General features: G+C 63.6%; 18 protein-coding genes and 1 pseudogene. 10 read left to right on the forward strand and 9 right to left on the reverse strand.

From position 1 onward, the window contains the following. The first annotated feature begins 5 nt into the window (after positions 1-5). From NCS28_RS30060 to NCS28_RS30070, 3 genes are read left to right on the forward strand one after another with little or no spacing between them, the layout of a single operon-like run. Positions 6-971 (forward strand): VOC family protein, encoded by a 966-nt coding sequence (locus tag NCS28_RS30060; protein WP_250517438.1) that lies wholly within the window; start codon positions 6-8, stop codon positions 969-971. Further along, positions 964-2,181 carry an NAD(P)/FAD-dependent oxidoreductase gene (locus tag NCS28_RS30065; RefSeq protein WP_250517439.1) on the forward strand — a complete coding sequence of 406 codons (1,218 nt, stop codon included), beginning with the start codon at positions 964-966 and terminating at the stop codon, positions 2,179-2,181. The genes NCS28_RS30060 and NCS28_RS30065 overlap by 8 nt, the downstream gene beginning before the upstream one ends. 28 nt (positions 2,182-2,209) lie before the next feature. Continuing rightward, complete coding sequence (locus NCS28_RS30070) at positions 2,210-3,628, forward strand: MFS transporter (protein WP_502801255.1); 1,419 nt, start codon at positions 2,210-2,212, stop codon at positions 3,626-3,628. A 62-nt stretch (positions 3,629-3,690) separates the two neighbouring features. Here the strand turns inward: NCS28_RS30070 and NCS28_RS30075 are convergent, their stop codons facing one another. The 3 genes from NCS28_RS30075 to tssB all read right to left on the reverse strand — a co-directional run bounded on the left by NCS28_RS30075 (position 3,691) and on the right by tssB (position 7,079). Further along, a complete protein-coding gene (locus tag NCS28_RS30075) occupies positions 3,691-4,809 on the reverse strand; it encodes a nucleoside hydrolase (protein ID WP_250517440.1) in 1,119 nt (372 codons plus the stop codon). Positions 4,810-4,968: 159 nt separating this feature from the next. Next, the gene (gene tssC / locus NCS28_RS30080) at positions 4,969-6,522 is read right to left on the reverse strand and encodes a type VI secretion system contractile sheath large subunit (protein WP_250517441.1); all 1,554 of its coding nucleotides are present in this window, start codon (positions 6,520-6,522) and stop codon (positions 4,969-4,971) included. Between the two features lie 44 nt (positions 6,523-6,566). Next, the gene (gene tssB / locus NCS28_RS30085) at positions 6,567-7,079 is read right to left on the reverse strand and encodes a type VI secretion system contractile sheath small subunit (protein ID WP_061119480.1); all 513 of its coding nucleotides are present in this window, start codon (positions 7,077-7,079) and stop codon (positions 6,567-6,569) included. 498 nt (positions 7,080-7,577) lie between these two features. Between tssB and tssK the strand changes: the two genes are divergently transcribed. From tssK to tssE, 6 genes and pseudogenes are all read left to right on the forward strand, one after another. Beyond that, the gene (tssK, locus tag NCS28_RS30090; protein ID WP_250517442.1) at positions 7,578-8,930 is read left to right on the forward strand and encodes a type VI secretion system baseplate subunit TssK; all 1,353 of its coding nucleotides are present in this window, start codon (positions 7,578-7,580) and stop codon (positions 8,928-8,930) included. Next, positions 8,927-9,655: a DotU family type IV/VI secretion system protein gene (locus NCS28_RS30095; RefSeq protein WP_250517443.1), complete on the forward strand. Its 729-nt coding sequence runs from the start codon at positions 8,927-8,929 to the stop codon at positions 9,653-9,655. The genes tssK and NCS28_RS30095 overlap by 4 nt, the downstream gene beginning before the upstream one ends. 5 nt (positions 9,656-9,660) lie before the next feature. After that, complete coding sequence (locus NCS28_RS30100) at positions 9,661-11,343, forward strand: OmpA family protein (RefSeq protein WP_250517573.1); 1,683 nt, start codon at positions 9,661-9,663, stop codon at positions 11,341-11,343. A 95-nt stretch (positions 11,344-11,438) separates the two neighbouring features. Beyond that, positions 11,439-11,924, forward strand: coding sequence for an Hcp family type VI secretion system effector (locus NCS28_RS30105; RefSeq protein WP_250490799.1), 486 nt, complete (start codon positions 11,439-11,441; stop codon positions 11,922-11,924). Between the two features lie 115 nt (positions 11,925-12,039). Further along, the gene (gene tssH / locus NCS28_RS30110) at positions 12,040-14,703 is read left to right on the forward strand and encodes a type VI secretion system ATPase TssH (protein ID WP_250517444.1); all 2,664 of its coding nucleotides are present in this window, start codon (positions 12,040-12,042) and stop codon (positions 14,701-14,703) included. 11 nt (positions 14,704-14,714) lie between these two features. After that, positions 14,715-15,142 (forward strand): annotated as a pseudogene (gene tssE / locus NCS28_RS30115) (type VI secretion system baseplate subunit TssE). Positions 15,143-15,160: 18 nt separating this feature from the next. Here tssE and NCS28_RS30120 read toward each other — a convergent pair. The 4 genes from NCS28_RS30120 to sauS form a co-directional block, all read right to left on the reverse strand. After that, complete coding sequence (locus tag NCS28_RS30120; protein ID WP_250517445.1) at positions 15,161-16,747, reverse strand: tetratricopeptide repeat protein; 1,587 nt, start codon at positions 16,745-16,747, stop codon at positions 15,161-15,163. Positions 16,748-16,852: 105 nt separating this feature from the next. Next, positions 16,853-18,184, reverse strand: a complete 1,332-nt coding sequence (locus NCS28_RS30125) for an MFS transporter (protein WP_350029831.1) — start codon at positions 18,182-18,184, stop codon at positions 16,853-16,855. A gap of 70 nt (positions 18,185-18,254) precedes the next feature. After that, positions 18,255-19,892, reverse strand: coding sequence for an AMP-binding protein (locus tag NCS28_RS30130; protein ID WP_250517446.1), 1,638 nt, complete (start codon positions 19,890-19,892; stop codon positions 18,255-18,257). Beyond that, positions 19,889-21,352: an acylating sulfoacetaldehyde dehydrogenase gene (gene sauS, locus NCS28_RS30135; RefSeq protein WP_250517447.1), complete on the reverse strand. Its 1,464-nt coding sequence runs from the start codon at positions 21,350-21,352 to the stop codon at positions 19,889-19,891. Before sauS ends, NCS28_RS30130 begins: the two co-directional genes overlap by 4 nt. Positions 21,353-21,563: 211 nt before the next feature. On the opposite strand from sauS, the gene NCS28_RS30140 reads away from it, so the two are divergent. Next, entirely contained in the window at positions 21,564-22,325 is a 762-nt protein-coding gene (locus tag NCS28_RS30140) for an IclR family transcriptional regulator (RefSeq protein ID WP_250517448.1), read from the forward strand. 42 nt (positions 22,326-22,367) lie between these two features. Here the strand turns inward: NCS28_RS30140 and NCS28_RS30145 are convergent, their stop codons facing one another. Both NCS28_RS30145 and NCS28_RS30150 read right to left on the reverse strand, forming a co-directional pair. Then, positions 22,368-23,807: an amino acid permease gene (locus NCS28_RS30145; RefSeq protein ID WP_250517449.1), complete on the reverse strand. Its 1,440-nt coding sequence runs from the start codon at positions 23,805-23,807 to the stop codon at positions 22,368-22,370. A gap of 94 nt (positions 23,808-23,901) precedes the next feature. Continuing rightward, entirely contained in the window at positions 23,902-24,291 is a 390-nt protein-coding gene (locus tag NCS28_RS30150) for a nuclear transport factor 2 family protein (protein ID WP_250517450.1), read from the reverse strand. Positions 24,292-24,330 lie beyond the last annotated feature (39 nt).

Here is a 24,330-nt window from a genome sequence, read left to right on the forward strand (position 1 = left end):
TTGCCATGACGATTCTCGGCATTGAACGCATCACATACGGCGTGACGGATCTCGACACTTGCCGGCGCTTTTTCGCCGACTGGGGTCTGAAGGAAGTCGCGCACGATGAAACGCGCGCGCGTTTCGAAACCCTCAACGGCTGCGAAGTGCTGCTCGCACTTGCCGACGACCCCACGCTTGCGCCCGCCTTCGAAGCCGGTCCGACGCTGCGCGAAGTCACATGGGCCGTCGCGACGCGCGAAGAACTCGACGCACTGCGCGGACGCTTCTCGGGCCAGCCCGGCCACGTCGAAACGGATGACGCCATCGGCTGCATCGATCCGAACGGCATGGCGATTCGCGTCGAAGTCACGAAAAAGCGCGACATCGACGTGAAGGGCTCGCCATCGAACGTGTGGGGACACACTTTGCGCGTCGATACGCCGAGCCCTGTCTATGAGCGCGCGGAGCCGGTCGAAGTGGGCCATGTCGTGTTCTTCACGAACTGCGTCGCGGAGCAGGAGAAGTTCTATCACGATCTGCTCGGCTTCGAGACATCGGATCGTTATCCGGGCCGCGGTGCGTTCATGCGTTGCGCGCCGCACGGCGGTCATCACGATCTGTTCCTGTTGCAATTGCCCGATGGCAAGCGCGGCCTGAATCACGTCGCGTTCACCGTGCGCGATATCCACGAAGTATTCGGCGGCGGCCTGCACATTAGCCGCTGTGGCTGGACCACGCAGCTCGGACCGGGACGCCATCCGGTTTCGTCGGCGTACTTCTGGTACTTCAAGAATCCGGCGGGCGGTCTTATCGAGTATTACGCCGATGAAGACGTGCTCACGCCCGATTGGCAGCCGCGCGATTTCGAACCGGGTCCGACCGTGTTCGCGGAATGGGCCGTCGATGGCGGTCTCGACGGCAACACGCGCCGCCAGAAAGACGCGAAGGCGCCGGAAGGCAAGTTCATGACGGAGCGCAAAAATGGCTGATCTTCAAACGGTCGTGGTGATTGGCGGCGGCCAGGCGGCGGGATGGATCGTCAAGACGCTTCGGAAGGAAGGCTTCGATGGCCGCCTCGTGATGATCGCCGACGAGATTCATCTGCCCTATGAACGCCCGCCGCTGTCGAAGGCCGTGCTCGCGGGCGATGCGGATATCGACACCGTGCGGCTCGTCGATCACGACGCCTTCGCCGAGCTGAATGTCGAAGCGTGGCAGCCGGAATGCGCGGCCTCGATCGATCGCGACGCGCGCATCGTGCGCACCGCGAGCGGACGCGAAGTGCATTACGACCGCGTCGTCATCGCGACGGGCGGCGCGGCAAGGCGTCTGCCGGCGTCGCTTGCAAAGACCTCGCATCTCGCCTATCTGCGCACGCTCGACGACGCGATGCTCATCGGCAAGCGCCTGCGCGAGAGCCATAGCAAGCGCTTGCTCGTGATCGGCGGCGGATGGATCGGCCTCGAAGTCGCCGCGACCGCGAGAAAGCTCGGCGTCGATGTCACGGTGATCGAAGGCGCGCCGCGTCTGTGCGCTCGCTCGGTGCCTGAAAGCGTGTCCGATTTTCTGCTGAAGCTGCATCGCGATAACGGCGTCGATGTGCGGCTCGATGCATCGCTCGTGTCGCTCGACGACTTCGGCAACGGCGTGCGCGCGCAACTCGCCGACGGCACGACCGTCGATGCCGATTTCGCCGTCGCGGGCATCGGACTGACGCCGCACACGCGAATCGCGGAACGCGCGGGCATCGACGTGAACGATGGCATCGTCGTCGATGAATTCGGCGCGACGAACGATGCGCACGTGTTCGCATGCGGCGATGTCGCCAATCATCCGAACGCGTGGCTGAAGCGCCGCGTGCGCCTCGAATCGTGGGCGAACGCACAGAACCAGGCGATCGCGACGGCGCGCGCGGTGCTCGGCGTGCGCACGCCGTATGCCGAGATTCCGTGGTTCTGGTCGGATCAGTACGACGTGAACCTGCAGATTCTCGGCGACATTCCGGCGGGCGCGATGCCGGTCGTGCGCGGCGATCTGGACGCACGTCGCGCATCGCTCTTCTTCTTCGATGGCGATGCATTGCGCGGCGTCATCGCGATCAATGCGACGCGCGATCTCAAGGTAGCGAAGAAATGGATGAGTCAGGGGCGCGCGGTCGATATCGCGGCGCTCGCGGACACGGCGAAGGCACTCGCATAACACACAGACGGGAGCAGGCATGAGGAGCATGGGCAATACGGCCGTTCAACACGGCGGCACCGCCACGACAGTCGCCGACGCGGCCACTGCCGCTCACGCGGTCACGAAGGGATCGATCATCGCGCGCATCGAGCGGTTGCCCGCCAACGCGATGCAGGTGCGCGCGCGCATTCTGATCGGCGCGGCGACCTTCTTCGATGGTTTCGATGTCATCGTCATCGCAGCGACGTTGCCGCTGCTCATTCAGAAATGGGGGCTGACGCCGGGGCAGGTCGGCTTTCTGATCGCCTCGGGATCGATCGGGCAATTAATTGGCGCGTTCCTGTTCCCGTCGCTCGCGGAACGCTATGGGCGCGTGCGTTCCATCGCGTGGAGCTCGGGCATCATCGGCCTGACGAGCATCGCGTGCGGCTTCGCGCCTTCGTTCGCGGTGTTCGTCGCGTTGCGGATCGTGCAGGGGCTCGGGCTCGGCGGCGAGTTGCCCGTCGCGGCGACTTACATCAACGAGATCACGCGTGCGCATGGACGCGGCCGTTTCGTGCTGCTCTACGAGATCGTGTTTCCGATCGGCCTGCTTGCATCGAACGCGCTCGGCGCGTGGATCGTGCCGCGTTTCGGCTGGGAAGTGATGTACTTCATCGGCGGCGTGCCGCTCGTGCTGTTCTTCCTGCTGCGCACGCTGGTGCCGGAATCGCCGCGCTGGCTCGGCGAACGCGGCCGCATGAGCGAAGCCGGCGATGCGCTTTGCGCGTTCGAGGCCACCGTGAAGCAACCGTTGCCGCCGCTCGGCAATCTCGCCGATTTCGAAGCAATGGCGAACCGTCATCCGAAGCGCCGCCGCCTCGATCTGATCGGCCCGGCGTATCTGAAGCGCACGATCGCGGTCGCGCTTCTCTGGATGACGTGCGGCGTGCTTCAGTACGGCCTCTCGACGTGGCTGCCGACGATCTACAAGACCGTCTATCACGCGCCGTTGCAGCTCGCGCTGAATCTCGCGGTGGCTGCTTCCGTGCTCGGCGTGATCGGCTCGCTGACGTGCGCGCTGATCGTCGACAAGGTCGGGCGCAAGCCGGTCATCAACTGGTCGTTCGTGCTGTGCGCGGTGTCGCTCGTGTTTGCGGGCGTGTTCGTCACGCAGTCGGTGTATGTGGTCGCGACGTTCTGCGCGCTCGCGCTCGGCTTCATGGCGTGCGGCTTCATCACCGCTTATGTCTATACGCCCGAGCTTTATCCGACGAGCATCCGCGCGTTCGGATGCGGCCTCGGCGGCGCATGGCTCAAGATCGCGGCAATCTTCGCGCCGGCGCTCGTCGGCAAGACGTTGATGGGCGGGAACATGAATGTCGCGTTCTATGCGCTCGCCGTGGTGCCGCTGGTTGCCGCGGTCGCCGTGCATTACATGGGCATCGAGACGAAGGGCAAGGTGCTGGAGCAGCTTGAAGTGTGATGCTTTCTTGTTCAGGGCCGGCGCTTTGTACCGCCGGTACCACCGGTCCTGAACTCTCGGCGCTACTGGAATTTGACGGGCACGGGCCGCGTCAGCAGATCGACATAGAACTTGAAGAAACGATCGTTGTCGTAGCGCGTCACGTAAGTGATCTTCTGCGGCGATGCACCGGCTTGCGGCGCATCCGGATACACCTTCACGTGCCCCTGATCCTCGCCGGGCGTCGTATCGATGTCGAGATACGCGCTCTGCGTCTGTGTCGCGTAGGTCGGGTCGAGGAAGTAACCGATCGTCAGCGTGTCGTAGATATCGGTGTTCGTCGAGAACGCGCCCGCGTTCGCGATTGCGTAGACCTTCGTCACCGCCGTCTGTCCGGTCGGCGGATTGACGATCTGGTTATAGACCGATTCGGTCAGCGGCACGGTGTCGGTTACGTCGAGCGGAATGACTTTCTGCGGGATCGTCGTCTGCAAGAGCGTGCGCACCGCGACGGGATCGAACCACCAGTTCAGCTCGCCGACGGCGTTCGCGTTGCCCGGCACGTTCATCGCGCCGCCCATGTAGACAATGCCCTTGATGAGCGGCACGATCTCCGGCGCCTTCTGCACGGCGGTTGCCAGATTGGTCGGCGGCCCGACTTCGATGATCGTCACCTGGTTCGGATAGCGCTTGATCGTCTCGACGATGAAGTCGGCGGCGCTCTGGCTTTGCAGCTTCGCCGATGTCGCGAAGCCGTCCGGCGGCGCGGTCAGTTGGGCTTGAGTGGTTGGTTCGGGACGCATCCACGCCCCGAAGTAGCCGTTCGGATTCGCGGCCTGCTGGGCGCGAATGCTCGCGACATCGTATTGCAGCGGATAGTTCGCGCCGGCATACACGCCGACCTTGTCCTGCACGCCCATGCGTTCGACCGCCTTGAGCGCGTCGGCTTCTTCCTGCAGCAGCCAGTCGTTGCCGGTCACGACGCACAGGCCGAGCAGGTTGACCTTGCCCTCGCCCATCAGTTGCGTGGACATGGCGAAGAGCTGGCCGTCGTCGCCCATCGTATTGAAGTCCGAATCGATGATGATCTTCGGCGCGTTGGAATAGCCGGGTTGATTGTCGTCGTCGGAGCCGCCGCAACCGGCGACCACGGCGGTTATGACAAAGGGAATGATCAGGAATGCCGCGCTGCAACGTCGCATGATGTCGTCTCCCGAATCGCTTGTGTAGTAAGTGCGCCGTTGCCTGGCGCAATTCATTCTACGATCGATTGGGAGAGGGCGTTGGCGGCTCTGGAAACGACGACGCCGGAACGGCCCGTGAGCCGTCCCGGCGTTGCACACACTAAGCTATCGCGAGAATCAGCTCTTCGCCTTGGGCATCTGCGAAACCAGCGACAAGCCGATATCCATGCCTTCCACCTGGAAGTGCGGCACGATGAAGAGCTTGATGCGGAAGAAGCCCGGATTGTCCTCGATGTCCTCGACCATCACCTTCGCCTCACGCAGCGGATGCGACGCTTGCAGCTCGTCGCCCGGATCCTTCATCTCGGTGACGAGGCTCTTGATCCAATTGTTCAGTTCGAGCTCGAGCAGACGACGGTCCTTGGTCGTGCCGATGTTCTCGCGCTGAATCAGCTTGAGATAGTGCGCAATGCGCGAGAGCAGAAAGATATACGGCAGGCGCGCATTGATACGGCTGTTCGCGGTGGCTTCCTTGGTCTCATAGAGCGCGGGCTTTTGCGTCGAGTTCGCCGAGAAGAAGCACGCGAAATCGTGATTCTTGTAGAACGAGAGCGGAATGAAACCGAGGTTCGCAAATTCGAATTCGCGCGTCTCGGGAATCAGCACTTCGGTCGGAATCTTCGGCTGCACCCCGGTGCCGAGGTCGTACAGATGCACCGGCAGATCTTCTACCTTGCCGCCCGCTTGCGGACCGCGGATCTGCACGCACCAGCCGTTGTTCACGAAGCTGCGCGTCATGTTGGCTGCGAACGCGAACGACGCGTTCACCCACAGATAACGATCGTGGTCCGGGCCCTTCACCTGCTCTTCATAGTTGAAGGCGCGCACGGGCGTGGTGTCTTTGCCGTACGGCAGGCGGCCGAGCACGCGCGGCATCACGAGGCCGACGTAGCGTGCGTCGTCCGTGTCGCGGAAGCTCTTCCACTTGATGTACTCGGCACGGTCGAAGTAGTTGCCAATGTCCTGAATCGCCGCGACTTCTTCCATCGACTTCTTGCCGAAGAAGGCCGCGCCCACCGAGCCGATGAACGGCATGTGCGCCGCCGCCGCAACCTTCGAGATGTTGCGCAGCAGGGCCACGTCCTGCGGCGAGTTGGCGAATTCGAAGTCGCTGACGAGCGCGCTGATCGGCTGGCCGCCCGGCGTGTCGTATTCCTCAATGTACGTCAGGCGATACAGACCGCTCTGGATGAGTTCCGGCGCGTCGTCGAAGTCGCGGATCAGCGCGTCCTTCGATACGTCCAGCACTTCGATGCGCGCGTTCTTGCGGAAATCCGTACGCGACACGAGCATCTTCAGACCGCGCCACCGGCCTTCGAGCGCCTGGAATTCGGGATTGTGCATAACCGAATCGAGCTGCTTGCTGATCTGGCGATCCAGTTGACCGATGAAGAAATCGAGCAGCGACTTGTCGAGACGCTCCACGGGCTTGCTCGTCTGCGCGACGAGATCGAGGAACGCGCCCATGCCGCGCGCGAGGCGCTCGTCGGCCGATGCTTCGGAAAGCATGTCGTTGTCGCGGAATGCCTCGAGCGGACGCGCCTGCGACACCGGGCTCAGGTGGATCTTGTTGCACAGCGATGCATAGACGCTGTCGCCATACGACTCTTGCGGTGCGTCGAGCACGACGGTTTCGCCTGCTGCGCTCGCGCGGACTTCTTTCTTGCTCATTGATTGTCCTGTCTGGGAAGCTTGTCGGTTGAAGGCTGAAGGGCTCAGGCGTGGCCTTCGGGCTGCGTCGCCGCCGTGGCGATCTGCGAAAGTTCGCCGCGCAGCTTGTCGGAGAGTTCCTTGTTCTTCAGGATCTTCTCGAACTCGCGACGGAAGGTGCCGTTGTCCAGCAAATTCGATTTCAGATCGCGCAGCAGGTTGCGCACGGCGAGCAGCGCCTGCAATTCCGGGATCTGCCGGGCCACTTGCTCAGGCTCGAAGTCCTTCATCGAACGGAAGGAGAGATTCACCGGCATGTCGGAGCCGTCGTTCGCGAGCGTGTTCTCCGTGGCGAACTTCAGGTCCGGCGCGTAGTCCGCCAGAACCGCGTCGAAGTTGTTCTTGTCGATATTGACCTTCTTGCGCTCGGAAAGCGGCGCCTGCTCGCGTCCCGCGCTGAAGTCGCCCGCGACCAGCAGTTTGAGCGGCAATTCGACCTTCTTTTGCGCGCCGCCGGTATGCAGATCGAGCGTGATCGAAACACGGCTCTTGGGAATCTCTCTCTGAAAGCTATCCATCAATAATCCTTAATAAATAGATGACATGCATCTCAAAATCGAGAGGCGGGACCAAAGTTTTTGGGCCTGCCCGACCTGGCGGCAGGCGCACCAGCCTACGAACTTGACTCTTGGAACGTCAATGGGGTCGTATTAGAACAGGTTTTACATCAATTAAAAAGTATCCTCAGATTGCCTAAATATTTGATAAAGGACACGCGCCGGCCTCGGCAGACATTGATGGAAAACGGATTTTCAAACGCCGCTCATGACATCGCCCAGCGTTCCCGGGCGGCGGCCCCACCCCAACGCCGACATTAATTGACATTTCTCGTCGACTCCGAATTCATCTCGAAAATAGCCCGCATATCCCGTGACTGACGGCAAGTAGCCGTTATCACGCGATTCGTATTCCTTGATCGGTAATCAAATGCCCTTTCATGAGTAGGTATACGAATTAAATGTTCGCCTATAGAATCCTGTCCCCAATACAAACGAATAGCACCACCAAATACACTCATGCGGATCGATAAACCGCTCTGGCACGAAGGCCTGATTCTCACGCAACAGCATTTCCAGCAACAGGAGCGGTGGACGGAATTCGCCCTGCGCCAGTTCACGGCGGCCGCGCTCGCGCAGCCGTGGGGAACGCTCGACGTCGAGGTTGACGAAGACGCGCTCGCGGCCGGCCGCTTCAAGCTGTCGCGGCTCAGGCTGCGTTTTCCGGACGGCACGCCCATCGATACGTCGCTTGCGCAAGCGCTGCCGCCCGCGCGCGATCTCACGCAAGGCGTGAGCGCCGAGCGGCAGAGCGTGACCGTGCTGGCCGCGCTCGCGCTGCCCGACGCCAACGGCAACAACTGCCGCATGGACGAGACAGCGCTCACGCGTCCGCGCCGTTCCTATCGCGAGTTCGTCAAGGTGGTCGATCTGAACGGAACGGACGAAACCGAGATTGCCGCGGAGCGTCACGCCGTGCGCCTGCTTTTCGACTTCGAGCCGCATGCAGACGACACCGTCTGCGAGATCGCGCGCCTGACGCGTTCGACGAGCGGCCAGTTCCAGCTCGACCGCCGCTACGTGCCGCCTTGCCTGTCGCTGGGCGCGCATGCGCTGCATGTCGAGCGCATCGGCCGTATCGCCGACATCCTGCTGGCCAAGAGCCTCGCGCTCGGTGCGCGACGCAGCGAGCGCATCGAACAGGTCGCCGAGTACGGCGTCGCCGACGTGCAACTGTTCTGGCTCCTGCACTGCATCCATGCGGCGTGGCCGAAGCTGCGGTTCCTCGCGTCGAATCCGAACCTGCCGCCCGAGCGGCTCTACGCGGTTCTGGCCGAGCTCGCCAGTTCGTTGATGACGTTCTCCACGAGCACGCAACTCACGGATATCCCGTCGTACGATCACGTGCGTGCGGACGAAGTGTTCGCGCAGCTCGAATCGACGATCCGCAGCCTGCTCGACGCGATCATTCCGTCGCGCGTCGTGCCGATCGATCTCTCGCACGATAACGCGACCACGTGGAGCGGCAAGATTCTCGACACGCGCATCGCGGACGGCGCCGCCGACTGGTACCTGTCGGTCAATTCGACGCTGCCGGCCTTCGAGCTCATCGAGCGGATTCCGCGCCTGTGCAAGATCGGCGCGCCCGACGAGGTCGATCACATCGTCAACTCGGCGCTCGCGGGCATTGCGCTAAAGGCCGTTCAACGCGTGCCGGCGGCGATCCCCGTGCGTCTCGACAATCAATACTTCGCGCTCGACGCCGCAAGCCCCGCGCTCGCCCGCATGCTGGCCGCGCGCGCATGCCAGGTCTACCTGCCGACGTCCGTGCCGGATGTCTCGCTCGAACTCTACGCGGTGCTGCGCTCATGAACATGCTGTCTACGTCTCCCGCTTATCCGGGCCTGGTCGAACCGTCGCCGGGCGGCGCGTCGGCCACTTTGAGCGGCATCCGCGATCTGCTGCGCGACACGGCGCTCTTCGTCGCAAATCTGTCGACCGGCGGCACCGCAGAGGATTTCCGTGCCTTGCGTACGCGCTGCACGTCCATGGTCGCCGATTTGAGCGCTGCGCTCGAACGCCGCGGTTATCCGGAAGACGTTCGCGACGATGCGTTGAAGGCGCAATGCGCGCTCCTCGACGAAACGGCTCTGCTACATCTCTCCGACCAGGACAAGCCGAAATGGTCCGCGCAGCCTTTGCAAGTCGAAAAATTCAAGCAGCACGATGGCGGCGAGCGCGTGTTCGAGCGGCTGGAGTTCCGCATGCGCGAGCGTTCGCCGCAGGTCGATCTGCTCGAATGCTATGCCGCCATTCTCGGCCTGGGATTCCTCGGCCGATACGCGGTTCACGGTGAAAACGAGCGGCTGGCGCTCATCGCCGAGCTGAATGGTCTGATCGCGCGGCTTCGCCCCGAAGGCGAACGCTCTCTCGTCATCGATCAGCCGGGCCGGCCCTTCGGCGACTGGATCCGGCGCGTCTCGCCGTGGGCTATCGCCGGACTCGGCTGCATCGTCGCGCTCGTGACGTGGATGATCTGGCACATCGCGCTCAATGTGCAGCTCGCCGCGTTGATTCCCCACGCCGTCAAGCCGTGAGCAACATGCAAAGGTTGGGTTATCCGGCGCGCACGATCGTCGTGCTCGCAGCGCTTCTCGCGCTCGCCGTGCAGTGGCTCGTGCAGCCGTTCGGCAAGGAATGGGTCTGGCTCTGCACCGCCGGCATCGTGATCGCCGCGGCGGCGTTCATCGTCTGGCGCACCCGGCAACTGGCGCGTGCGCGCCGGCGAAGCGCGCATATCCTGCACGCGCTGGGCGCTGCGACCGTCGACATTCCGCTGAATCTGCGCGCCCGCATGCCGCTCGTGCTCGTCACGGGCGATGCGCTTGCCTCGCTCTTCGACCGCGGCGCGGGCGAGCCGCGTCTCGTATATATCGGCGATGGCGCGATCTGGCTGCGCGTGGATCGTCCGCAAGAGCTGCCCGAAGTCGCGCTCGCGATGCGTCAATGGCGCGACGGCCACGCGCCCGATGGCGTCGTGCTGAGCATCGCGCCCGCGCTCCACGCCGACGCCGACGCGCTCTCGCAACGCCTGCGCGTGGCGCGCCAGGCGCTCGCCGATGCATCGCGCATCGTGAGCGCGCGGCTGCCGGGCTACATCGCCGTGTATCAGCGTTTGACGAACCTTGCGCCGCGCGATGCGAACGCGGTGCGTCAATGGCACAGCGTATCGGCCGGTGCGCCGCTCATCGATGCGGGGCGCTTCGAAGCCATGATCCGCAATGCGGAGAGCGAAGCCTGCCGCTACGCAGGCGATCGCTACGCGGCCGCTCATGCCGCGGCGCTGGCATCGATCGTCGGCTGGACGCAGCGTGTGGTCTTCGGCACGCTCACCGATCCGCGTCAGCCGGCCGCGCCCTGGGCGCTTCATGGCGCGGGCTGGATCGATTGCGGACCCGCGAGCGATGCGAACAAGCCGTGGGAGCATGACGTGCAATTGCAAACGCGCATCGCGCCCGCGACCGTCGATGCGGCGCCCGCGCCGTGGCCGTTGCCGCAATCGTTGCTCGAAGCGATGCCGCGCCGCGCCGCCATATCGCCGCGCATCGCCGCATTCGCGCACGCGATCGGCATCGCGGCGCTGGCCGCGGGCGCCGCCTTTCTCGGCGCGGGTCGGCACAACGCGGAACTGCTGGACCGCGTACACATGGATATGGAGCGCTACGCATCGATCGCGCCGGATCGCGACGCGGCCCGGCGCGATGCGTTGATGGCGCTCGTCGCGGATCGCGATGAACTCGATCGCAACGCCCGCACCGGCGAGCCGCTGAAGTTGTCTTTCGGTCTGTATCACGGTGCGCAACTGCTGCCCGCGTTGAATACGGCGATCGCAAGCTATCAGCCGCCGCCACCGCCGCCCGCCGTTGTGACGCTCGACAGCATGTCGCTCTTCGACAGCGGCAAGGCGCAGCTCAAGCCCGGCTCGACGCGCGCCCTCGTCGACGCCCTCGAAATGATCAAGGCGCATCCCGGCAAGCGGATACTCGTCGCGGGTCACACCGACAACGCAGGCGACGCCGTCAGCAACCTCAAGCTCTCGAACGCGCGCGCGGCGGCATTGCGCGACTGGCTGATCGACGCCTCGGGCATTCCGGCCACGCAGTTCGCGGTGCAAGGCTACGGCGACACGCGTCCGCTCGTCGCCAACGACACGCCCGAGGGCCGCGCGAAGAATCGTCGCGTCGAGATCACGCTGGTGCCGGACGCTGCTAATAGCGCGAACTAGCTTCGCGAATCGAATCCCCGGGGTTCCCTCTCCGGGATCTTGTCGCTCAGGGATTTTCCTGGGCATTGCTTGGCAGTACCAAAGAGGAGTAGTAAATGGCAATTCCTGCATACATGTGGCTCAAGGATGACGGCGGCGCGGACATCAAGGGTTCCGTCACGGTGCAAGGCCGCGAAGGCAGCGTCGAAATGGTCGCGTTCGACCACGGCGTGCACATCCCGACCGATGGCAACACGGGCAAGCTGACCGGCACGCGCGTGCACGCGCCGGTCACGCTGACCAAGGAAACCGACGCATCGACGCCGTACCTGTACAAGGCAGTGACGAGCGGTCAGACGCTCAAGTCCGTCGAGATCAAGTGGTACAAGATCGACGACGCGGGCAAGGAGAAGGAATACTTCAACACCAAGCTCGACAACGTCAAGGTCGTCGCCGTGCGTCCGAAGATGCTCGACATCAAGAATCCGGATTACGAGAAGCACAACCATCTGGAAGAAGTCGAACTGCGCTACGAACAGATCACCTGGTCGTACAAGGACGGCAACATCATCCACAAGGACACGTGGAACGAGCGCGCGTAAGCGCCTCATGACGACGTGAGTCGTCGAAGCCAGTCCGCCTCGCGGGCTGGCTTTTTCTTCTGCGATTTCAACAGCCCCGCACGCCCTCTTTCATTCCCTCGTCACCGGACTTCATATGACAATGCGCGATTCCACTCATCTGCTTCGCCGGCTCAATCCGCACTGCGCCCGCACGCTCGAAGCGGCCGCGAGCCTGTGCCAGACGCGCCTTTCCGATGAAATCACGGTCGAGCATTGGCTGCTGAAGCTGATCGAAGCGGACGAAGGAGATATTCCGGCGATCCTGCGTCACTATGAAATCGACGTGGATGCGATCTGGAACGCGCTGCTCGCCGCGATCGATCGTCTGCCGCGCAATCTGCGTGGCATGCCGTCGCTGTCCATCCAGCTCGCGAGCGTGCTGCAGGATGCGTGGAATCTCGCCTCGCGCGAGGATATCGAAGGCACGATCCGCTCGGCGCATCTGCTGCGGGCAATCATCGCCGCGCCGCATGTGATGCGCACGCAAGACGCATGGCCGCTTTTCTCGCTGTCCGGCGCGCAGATCGAACGTCTGACGCCGCGGCTCGGACGCGCATCGTGCGAGAACGCGCCCGAGCAGGAAGACGATGAAGCCGATGAAGCAAGCACTCCGTCATCCGAAACGAAAGCGGCCGCTCAACCCACGCCACGCTCGACCGAAGGCGAGGCACTCGAACGCTTCGCCATCAATCTGACGGACAAAGCGCGTCGCGGCGAGATCGATCCGGTGTTCGGCCGCGATCGCGAAATCCAGCAGATGATCGACGTGCTCGTGCGCCGCCGCAAGAACAACCCGATCCTCGTCGGCGAGCCGGGCGTCGGCAAGACGGCGCTCGTCGAAGGGCTCGCGCTGCGTATCGCGCAAGGCACGGTGCCGTCGCTGTTGCGCGACGTGCGCATCCTCACGCTCGATCTCGGTCTACTGCAAGCCGGCGCGGGCGTGAAGGGCGAGTTCGAGCAGCGTCTGAAGAACGTGATCGACGAAGTAAAGGCATCGGCGACGCCGATCGTGCTCTTCATCGACGAAGCGCACACGCTGATCGGCGCGGGCAACTCGGCCGGAGGTTCCGATGCGGCCAATCTGTTGAAGCCGGCCCTCGCGCGCGGCGAACTGCGCACGATCGCCGCGACGACGTGGACGGAATACAAGGAATACTTCGAGCGCGACGCGGCGCTGGAGCGGCGCTTCCAGATGGTCAAGGTCGAGGAGCCCGACGACGATGCCGCCTGCCTGATGCTGCGCGGCCTCGCGACGCGCTACGCGAAGCATCACAACGTGCATATCCGCGACGAAGCGCTCGTCGCGGCGGTCAGGCTCTCGCGCCGTTACATCCCCGCGCGCCAGTTGCCGGACAAGGCCGTCGATCTGATCGATACGGCCGCCGCGCGCGTGCGCATGGGTCTCGATACGCCGCCCGCCGAGTTGCAGCGCGCCCGCGCGGGCGTAGCGGCGCTGGAGCTCGAACGCTCGACCATCGATGCGGACGAGCGCGCGGGCATCGACGATGTGGCCACACGCCGCGACGCGCTCGAAACCGCGATCGCACAGGCAAAGCAGGAACTCGCGGAGATCGAAGCGCGCTATGAGCATGAGCTGTCTCTGGTCCGCACGCTGCTCGAACAACGCGGCGACGGCGCGACGAAGCCCAACGCCCGCGCCTTCGCCGCCGCCAAGAGCGCGCTCGCCGAAGCACAAGGCAAGACGCCGCTGATCTTCGCCGATGTCGATGCGCAAGCCATCGCGCGCGTGGTCGCCGAATGGACCGGTGTGCCGGTCGGCAATCTTCTAGAAGACGAACTGCTGAACTTGCTCACGCTCGAGGACCAGTTGCAAAAGCGCGTGGTCGCGCAAGACGACGCGCTCGGCATGCTTGCGCAAAGCCTGCGCACCGCGAAAGCGGGACTCAAGAGCGAGCATGCGCCGCTCGGCGTCTTCCTGCTGACGGGGACATCGGGCGTCGGCAAGACCGAGACCGCGCTCGCGCTCGCCGACGTGCTCTTCGGCGGCGAAGCTGCGCTCACGACGATCAACATGTCGGAGTATCAGGAAGCGCACACAGTATCGCAGTTGAAGGGCTCGCCCCCGGGTTATGTCGGTTACGGGCGCGGCGGCATTCTCACCGAAGCCGTGCGCCAGCGCCCCTACAGCGTCGTCCTGCTCGATGAAGTGGAGAAGGCGCATCGTGACGTGCTCGACATGTTCTACCAGGTCTTCGACCGCGGCTCGATGCGCGATGGCGAGGGCCGCGAGATCGACTTCCGCAACTGCGTGATCCTGATGACGTCGAACCTCGGCAGCGAACAAATTCACGATGCGACGACCGATACGCCCGACATCGCGCACGCCGCGCTGCTCGACGCCATTCATGATCCGCTCGTCAAGCACTTCCAGCCTGCGCTGCTCGCGCGCTTCCAGACGCTCGTCTATCGACCGCTCGACGTGAGCGCGCTCGGCAGCATCGTGCGGCTGAAGATCGCGAAGATCGCGGCTCGCCTGAAGCGTCAGCATGACGTGACGCTCGTGTGCGACGAGTCGCTGATCGCATCGCTCGCCGAGATGTGCCTGTCGCGCGATTCGGGTGCGCGCAACATCGACGCATTCCTCGATCAGCGCATCCTGCCCACGGTCTCGCGCGAACTGCTCACGCGCATGGCGAGCGGCGCAGCGCCCGCGGAGATTCGTCTCGCGCAATCCGAGGAAGGTAATCTGACGATCGAGTTCATCGATCGCGGCGAACCCGTGCAAGCAGCCGTCTGAAGCGAGCGACGATGCCAGCTGGTCCATCCCTCTACGAAATGCTGCTCGGCCAGATCGACGGCGAGCCGCTCAGCGACTTCGACGACCGCACGCTCGAAGTCCTGAGCGTGCAGCAAAACGTGCGGCGCATCCTGAACACGCGGGCTGGCGCGCTCAAGCACCTGCCCGACTACGGGCTGCCCGATCTGACCAACATCTACAAGGCGCTGCCCGCGTCGTCACAGGCGCTCAAGGAACAGATGGAACGACGCTCCTGAAGTACGAACCGCGCATCCGGGCGATCGACGTGGAAATGGTCAGCACGCCCGAACCGGGCTTGCAGGTGAGCTTCGAGATGACGTGTCATTTGAAGCGCGCGGGTCTCGTGCGCTTCGGGACGTACTTCGTTCCGCCTGGCGTTTTCAGGCTGGAGCGGCGCGTGCGCGAAGGGAAGATCTGAGCGCGCGTCTCGCGTACTCTACCGGCGGCCAATCAGCTCGCGCAGATCATTCCCGATCCGCGCGATGACCGGCTCCCACTCATGCAAGCGCGCCTGTCGATACAAGCGCATCTCCGGATACCACTCCGTCCGCTCGCCTTGCCGTCCCCAACGCCATTCCGGCGCGGCGGGAAGTATCGCCCAGGCCCGCTTGCCTAGCGCGCCGGCCAGATGCAACGGCGACGAATCCACGGAAATCACGAGATCGAGATGATCGACGAGGCCGGCCGTATCGGCGAAGTCACTCCATTGCGATGACAGATCGTGCGCGCGGATGCCCGATTGCCGCTCCAAATGCGCGTTCGCTTGATTCTTCTGCAAAACGAACCATTCGACACCTTCGATCGCGGACAGCGGCTTCAACGCGCGCGCCGGCACGAACCGGTCGATGCCGCTGAAGTTGTGCGGCCCGCTGAACCAGCACAGCCCCACCTTCAGCTTGTCGCGATAAGGCTGCATGTACCCGTCCCAGCGCGAGCGCGCCTCGCGCGGCGTGCGGACGTATCCGTGCTCAGCGCCGGACATGCCCGCCCTGCCCATGTAGGCGGGCAACAGATAATCCAACACCCAGTAATCGAATTGAGCGAGCTCGTCCGTCCGCCAGCCGGACGCGACACTCTGCGCGCCGTCGAGATCCCGAAACAGCCGGTGCAATTCCGGCCGACACACGAAGTGGACCGACGCGCCCGCATCCGCAAGTCGCTTCGCGTATCGCGCGAGCATCAGATTGTCGCCGATGCCCGCATGGTAAGCGACGAGAACCCGCTTGCCGTGCAGCGCTTCGCCGCGCCACTTCTTCGCGAGATACGGCGCGATGTCCGGATAGAACGTCAGCACGTACTCATCGCGCGCCAGTCCTTCGAGCATGCGCCAGCCCTCGTCCTCGCGTCCGAGCAGGATGAGCGTATCGCCCAGAGCGCCGATGGCATCCATCCTGGACGGCTCGCTCTCCGCGACACGCCTGAACGCATCCCGCGCTTCATCGAAACGGCACAGCATGTAGAGCGCCTTGCCGAGCATCATCCAGATGTCGGCATCGCCGGGTGTGGTCGCGAGCATCGCGCTTGCCTGTTCGATGACCGCTGCATGATCCGAGAGAAATCGGCCGCGAAGGTGCAGCGCGCGCCTGGCGTCGGCCCTGATGAGCGCCTGCTTCGCATGAAAGCGCATCAACTCCGGCTGACCGCCGAACAGATAAATCTGCGCGAGCGCTGCGTGCGCCTCATGATTGTCCGGATCGATGAAAAGTGCTTCGGCAAAGCACTCGATTGCGTTATCGCGATCCGAGCAGCTGTTCAAATAGATGACGCCGCGCTGAACGCGAATCATCGCGTTGTCGGGATTCTTCGCGATCCATTGCGCGCATACATCGAGTGCGAGCGACGGCTCGCCCATGCCGGCCAGATCGTTCGTCGATGCAATCGCGTAATGAACTTCGTGCGGTTCGAGATCGATCGTCTCGCGCCACAATGCGAGCGCCTCGTCACGGTCGCCTCGCTGCGCCGCCGCTTGGGCAGCGGCGGCAAGCGACATCGCCCGCTCCCTGATGTCATGCTCCAGGCTCATCTTATCGTCGCCATTCAAAAGACGACCGGAGCGTAACAGAGGGACTTTGCCGAAACGAAATAATTCGTCGGACCGTTCGCCGGCGTGCAGACCGCGCTACTCATGTCACTGTCCGGCCCCGCCCGCGAAAGCCGGCACGCCCATTTCATCGCGACGCTGCGCTTCGCGCGCCTCATCGGCTTCGACCGTCTTGCTCGTATCGATGAATAGCGCCGCGAACGCGCCGACCGCAAGCAATCCCGCCGAGATCGTGAACGGCACGTTGTAGCTGCCCGTCTCCTGAATCAGATAGCCGAACGCCACCGGCGACGCCATGCCCGCGAGACCGAAGCCCGTGTTCATCATGCCGCCTGCCGTGCCTGCATATTTGCCCGCGATATCGAGCGGCAAGGTCCACAACACGGGGTTCGTGATCTCGAGGAAGAAGAACGATCCCGTCAGAAACCACACCGCTGCAATCGGGCTCGGCGCATTGACCATTGGTATCAGGAACGCGAGCGAGCCGCCCATGCCGACGACTAGAATGCTGCATCGCGCGAGACGCAGCCGTCCCGTCATCTTGTAAATGCGATCCGATAGCACGCCGCCGAGCGTATCGCCGATCACGCCCGCGAGCAGCGGCAACGCGGTGAAGAGCGCGAGATGCTTGAGATCGAAACCGCGCGATTCCTTCAGATATGAAGGCAGCCACGTCAGATATACCCACAGCAGCCATCCATAGCAGAAGTCGACGAACGTCACGAGCCACATGCGACGAATCAGCTTGCGCCACGGCGTCGGGTTCTTTCTCGCACGCGCGCATTCGCCCGCGCGATAGCCGATTTCAGCGGTCTCCTCGGGTGTCACGCGGCGGTTCTCATCGGGTGAATTGGTGAAGACGAAGAGATACAGCACCGTCCATGCAAGGCTCGCGATACCGAGCAGAATGAACGCCTCGCGCCAGCCGCTCGCCGCGACCACCGCGAGCACGAGCGGCGGCGTCACCGCGCCGCCCAGCCGTGCGAAGCTATGCGTGATGCCTTGGGCGAAGCCGCGTTCGTGCACCGGCATCCAGAACGTGAAGGCGCGCGTCGCAGTCGGAAACGCGCCGCCCTCGCCGATGCCGAGCGCAAGACGCAACAGCACCAGCATGCCGATGCTGCCCGCGAAGCCTGTCGCAAGCGTCGCCGCGCCCCAGATGAGCGAGAGCACGGTCAAGACAAGCTTCGGGCCGAAGCGATCGGCGAGCCATCCACCGACGATCTGCATCACCGCATACGGGTACGCAAACGCGGAGAACACGAGCCCGAGTTGCACGGACGTGAGACCCATCTCCTGCCGGATCAACGGCCCGGCCACGGCGATGTTCACCCTGTCGATGTACGAGATGAAGTACATCAGGCACATTACGCCGAGAATGATATGGCGCGTCTTCACGCGCTGACGATGCTTGTTCACAGTGTCTCCTTCAGTCCATCTGATGTGGAATGTCTAGTCGTGTGAATGAATCCGCGTCCGTCGCGTCCGTTCATCCAGGCGCGGGCTGCGAATCCTGAACGAGCTTCAGGCGTTGCACCTTGCCTGACGGGCCGCGCGGCAATGCATCGGTGAAGCGGAATTCACGCGGCGTCTTGTAGCGGCCGAGTTCGCGCAAGCAGTGCGCGCGCAGAGCCGCCACATCGAGCGACGTTGCGCCGCCGCTCGGCACGATGTACGCGACGATGTCCTGCCCATACGCCGCATCGGGCACACCGACCGCGGCAGCTTCGAGCACGCCTGGATGACGCAGCAACGCTTCGTCGATCTCCCTCGGCGCGATGTTCTCGCCGCCCTTGATGATCAGTTCCTTCGCGCGCCCGTTGATATAGAAGAAGCCCGCCTCGTCGCGATAGCCAAGATCGCCGGTGCGCAGCCAGCCGTCGGCGGTGAACGCGTTGCGCGTCTCCTCCGGGCGCTTGTAGTAGCCGCTCATCAGTTGTCCGCCGCGCAGCACGAGTTCACCGGTTTCGTTGGGCGCGCATTCGCGTCCGTCGAGATCGACGATCTTCGCTTCGCCGCCCGATGGCAAACCGATGCTGCCGAGTCTCCTCATCGTCATATCATATGGATTACTGAACATAGGCGCCGCGGTTTCCGTCATTCCCATCGTTTCTATAACGCCGATGCCGAAGCGCTCCTCGAATGCGCGATGATGATCGGCCGGCAGCGCCGCCGATGCGCTGCGGCAGAACTTCAGCGCGGACAGATCGCAGTCTTGCGCGCTTTCGGCATTCAGCAGATAGGCGACGATGGTCGGCACCACGTTGATCCACGTGCAGCCGGAATACGATGCCTCCTTCCAGAACGTGCGCGCGGAAAAGCGCGGCGTCATCACCGCCGAGCCGCCGTGCCAGAGCGGTGTCAAGAGCGCGACGACGAGACCGTTGATGTGATAAAGCGGCAACGACACGAGCACGCGATCATCTTCGGAAAGGCGATGCTCCGCGCTGATATTGCGCATGTTCGCAAGCAGGCTGCGATGACTCAGCAGCACGCCTTTGGGCGCGCCCGTCGTGCCCGATGTGTACATGAGCAACGCGGTATCGTCGGGATTCATCGCGCACGCGCCGCTCGCGACGATCCGCGTGCCGGGCGTTTCATCGCGCACGAGCGGCGTCACGCGTGCAGAAAGCATCGGGATGTCCGGCACTTCGTTCGATCCCGGCGACGTGCGCACCACCGCAATCTCGCGATCCATGCCTTCGCGACGCAACGCACCGATCGCATCGACGATCGTGTCGTGCGTATCGTCCGCAACGAAGATCACGCGCGTATCCGAATGCTCGACGATGTAGCTCACCTGCGAAGGCTGGCACAGTAGATTCAGCGGATTGGCAACGAGCCCGCTGTACATCGTCGCAAGCAGCAGACGCGCCGTCTGTATGCCGTTGCCCATGAAGACCGACACCACGTCGCCCCGATGAAGGCCCGCCGCCTTGAAGCGTGCTTCGAGCTCGATGCAATCCTCGCGCAATGCGCCGAACGTCAATACGTCGTCGCGAGCGGCGGACAACAGGAACGGCTTGTCGGGTGCGCTTTGCGCGCGGGCATCGATCAACGCACGCAACGTCGATGCATCGCGCGGCAAGCGATCGGGCGCAACGATTCGATCCGGCAATGCGCTCATCGTCCGACCCTCCGGAAGTAGTCGCCGAGCACCGCGTCGACTTCGGGCACGCGCTCCGCTATCTGATACGCGACGCGCGTGACGTTCAGGTATTGCCGATAGCCGAGATTCGACGAGAAGTTATTGCCGCCCCACGTTCCGCAGCCCATCGAGAGCGAGAACGGCAGGCCGTTGTCGAAGTTGCCGCCGGTCGCGAGGCAATGCGCCTGATCGACGATCACGCGCGCCACCGGCAACTGCATGCCGAGCGTGACGGCGAGCGCGTCGTCCGCGCCGTGCACGCCGACCGAATGGCCCGCGCCCATGTAGCCGTAGATGCCGCGCACGATATCGATGGCCGCGCCGATGTCCCGCGCGCGATAGACCGCGAGCACCGGCGAGAGCTTCTCGCCGGAGAACGGATGGTCCGCGCCGTAGCCGCTCTCTTCGACCATCAGGAACTTCGGCTCGCGCGCGGCGATATCGTCGAGGCCCGCTTCTCGCGCGATCACCGTCGCCGAGCGTGCGGTGCAGCGCGCCGAGAGTTTGCCGTCTTGCCACATCGCCGCCTGCAATTGCGCCTTCTGCGCCGCGTCGAGCAGCACGCCGCCCTGCTTCGTCAACGCATCGAGCATGCGCGCGTAGATCGCGTCTTCAATCACGACGCTGTTTTCCGACGAGCAACTCGTCGCGTTGTCGAACGTCTTGGACACGGCGATCTTGCGCGCCGCGTCATCGGGATTCGCGTTCGCCGTGACGATCGATGCGACATTGCCCGCGCCGACGCCGAACGCCGGCGTGCCGCTCGTATAGGCCATGCGCACGTTGGCCTGCGACCCGGTCGCGACGACGAGATCGGCGAGCCGCATCAACGCGGCGGTCGCCGCCTTGCCGATCGGATGCGGCAACATCTGCACGAGATCGGGATCGAGGCCCGCCTTCGCGAACTCCGCGTGAATGAAGCCGATGAGCAGCGCGCACGACGAATAGCCTTTCGGCGAAGGCGCAACGATGACCGCGTTGCCGCACTTGAGCGCGTTGATGATCTTGTTCGCGGGCGTCGCTGCCGGATTCGTCGATGGCGTGATCGCCGCCACCACGCCGACCGCGCGCGCGATCTCGACGATGCCGCGCTCCTCGTCGCGCGCGGTCACGCCCGTCGTCGCGACACCGTGAAGATCGCGCAGCAGCCCTAGCGTCTTGCGATGGTTCTTGTGGAACTTGTCGTCGGCGTTGCCGAGACCCGTATCGCGCACGGCCATCTCCGCAAGCTGGCGGTTGCGCTGCGGCTCCATGATGGCCCACGCGGCAGCCGCGGCGGCGATGTCGAGCGTCTCTTGTCCCGCTTGTTCGAAGCGTCGTTGCGCGGCACGCGCGCGCGTGACGAGCGCGGCGACTACACGCTGCGCATCGGGCTCTGGTGTGTTCGGCGCGTGCTCGCCGGGACGCGCGAGCGTTGCGCCGCTTGCCATGTGATTCATGCGATAAACCTCGGCTGTTGGAAGATTGGCGATGCTTCCCAATCTAGTCAGCCGCGTTCATCGCGCGGTCCCGTTTTATGGACTAACGCATGCAGCGAAATCGCGAGCATCGGAAATTCAGCTTTTCGGGACTTTCACGAGTCCCGAAAAGCGGTGTTTTCGACGCACAATGAAATAGAAACGCAAACCATGCAGAGGGAGACAAGGCAACGTGACATCGAACCAATCGAATGCCGCCGCAGTGCGCGCGTTCCGCGTGCTCGAAACGCTCGCCGAAGCGAATCGCCCGCTTTCGATGACCGAACTCGTCGATGCATTGGGCCTGCCCAAGCAGACCGTGCATCGCATTCTCGTGCAACTGATGGACGCATGGCTCGTCACGCGCGGCGCAAGCGACAAGCTCTACGAATGCTCGGCGCGCGTGCGCACGCTCGCCATCAACGTGCTCATGCATGCGGGCCCCGCTGCGGCGCGTCATGCGCTCTTGGAACAGCTCGTCGCACGCGTCGGCGAAACCTGCAATCTGACGATGCTCGCGGGCAACGACGTCGTCTATGTCGATCGCGTCGAGACCGGCTGGCCGTTGCGCATGCATTTGCAGCCGGGCTCGCATGTGCCCTTGCATTGCTCGGCAAGCGGCAAGCTGCTGCTCAGTTTTCTGCCGAAGGAGCGGCGCGAGCGCATGATCGAGCGCCTGCCGCTACGTTCGTATTCGGAGCGGACGATCACCGACCGCGATGCGTTGCGCCGCGAGCTTGCATTGACGCGCCGCCGCATGCTCGCCATCAATAACCAGGAGCATTTGCAGGGTCTCGTTGCGATCGCGGTGCCGGTGATGCTCGATCGCAATCGCGCGTGCGCGGCGATCGCGATTCAAGCGCCGGTGGGACGCGTCGCGCTCGATCAATTGCTCACATTCGAGCCGGATCTCAGGCGGGCCGCCGAAGAAACGGCGAAGACGTTCAAAGAGTAATCGGCCGGTTTGCAACGCAGCAAACCGGCGTCACGTCAGTGCTTATCGTTCGACTGTTTGCAGATGCCGTGTCGGATGCGCATCGTCTTCGATCTCTTCTTCTTTGCGGCCGCGCTTGAACACGACATACGCGACGATCAGAATGCCGAGGCTCGCGACGCCCAGCCACAGCGGCTTGCGCTGATCGGGGATGAAGGCCATCGCGACGAGAATCGCGGTCATGCCGAAGATCGCGAGCCATGTGAGATAGGGAAATCCCCACATGCGCACGCGCAGATCGTTCGCTTCGAAGCTCGTCATGCGCGCGCGCAGACGCAGTTGCGAGAACGCGATCAGCAAGTACACGAAGATGGCCACCGTGCCGTACGAATTGACGAGAAACGCGAACACCGTATCCGGCGATATGTACGACATCACCACTGACACGTAGCCGAACACCGTACCGAGCAGAATGGCGCGCACCGGCACGCCGCGCTTGTTGACCTTCGCGAGACCGAGCGGCGCATCGCCGTGACGCGTCAACGCGAACAGCATGCGGGACGCTGCGTACAAGCCCGAATTGAGCGCGGACAACACGGCGGTGAGCACGATCGCGTTCATCACGTTGGCCGCTGCGGGCATGCCCATCACTTCGAGCGCGCTCACATAAGGCGTCGCCATCTGATGCGAATTCCACGGCACCAGCGCGACGACGAGCGCCACCGAACCGACATAGAACACGAGCACGCGCGTGATCACCGAGTTGGTCGCCTTCGCAACGGCCTTCGCGGGCTCCTTCGCTTCGGCTGCCGCGATGGTGACGATCTCCGCGCCGAAGTAGAAGCCTGTCGCGGCGACCGCGCCCGTCATCACCGGTCCGATGCCTTTGGGCATGAACCCGCCGTGGCCGAGGAAGGTCGCGGCAACATCGGTCGTGTGCATCGCAGCGGGCCAGAAACCGCATACGTACAAGCCGCCGAGGAAGAGGAACACGACGATCGCGCCGACCTTGATCGACGAGAACCAGAACTCGAACTCGCCATAGCTGCCCACTGAAATGAGGTTGGTCAGCGTGAGCACGACGAGCAGCACGAGACTGATGATCCATGATGGCACATCTGGTATCCAGAACTGCACGAGCTTCGCGCCCGCGACCGCTTCCAGCGCGATCACGATGACCCAGAAGTACCAGTACATCCAGCCCGTCAGAAAGCCCGCGAGACGGCCCGGCCCGCGCTGCGTTCTGAAGGCCAGGCGCGCATATTCATAGAACGAGCCGACGGTGGGCATCGCGCAGGCCATCTCGCCGAGCATGCGCATGACGAGCACCACGAGGCCGCCCGTGATGAGAAACGAGAGAATCGCGGCAGGCCCGGCCTGCTGGATCACCACACCGCTACCGACGAAAAGTCCGGCGCCTATGACGCCGCCCAGCGCGATCATCGTCATGTGGCGCTGTTTGAGGCCACACTTGAGATCGCCTTGATCCGTGTTCGATTGCATGTCGTCTCCTGCTTTGCTTGTATCGATTCGAGGCTCGCTCGCCGGTTCGTTGCCGGCGAGTCGAGTCATGTCGTTGGATCGTCTCTACATCGCTTCAGAGCGCCGGACGGTCCTTGCGATACGCGTTCTTCACGGCGATCTTGCCGCCGCTGAACGTGAAGACGTCGACCATGCGGGCCTCGATGCGCGAGCCGTCCGCCTTCGTGCCGCGAAACGTCGATTCCGATACGCCGCGCTCGCCGCTCACGAAATGCTCGCCCTCTTTCCACGATGCATCGGGGAAGGTTTCCCACGCGAGCGCGAAGCCCTTGCGGACCTCGTCGCGGCCCTTGAAAGTGCGGCCCAGCGCATCGGGTCCGGCCACGCCGTGAAAGACGCATTCTTCCGCCATGCAGTTCATCAATGCGTCGAGGTCGTGACGATTCCACGCATCGTTGAATGTCTCCAGCAGCCGAATGTAATCCTGATTCGTTTGAGTGCTCATGTGTCGATATTTTCAGTGTGTTGCAGAAGGGTTTCAGCG

The organism is Caballeronia sp. INDeC2, from assembly GCF_023631325.1.
Taxonomy (GTDB): Bacteria; Pseudomonadota; Gammaproteobacteria; order Burkholderiales; family Burkholderiaceae; genus Caballeronia.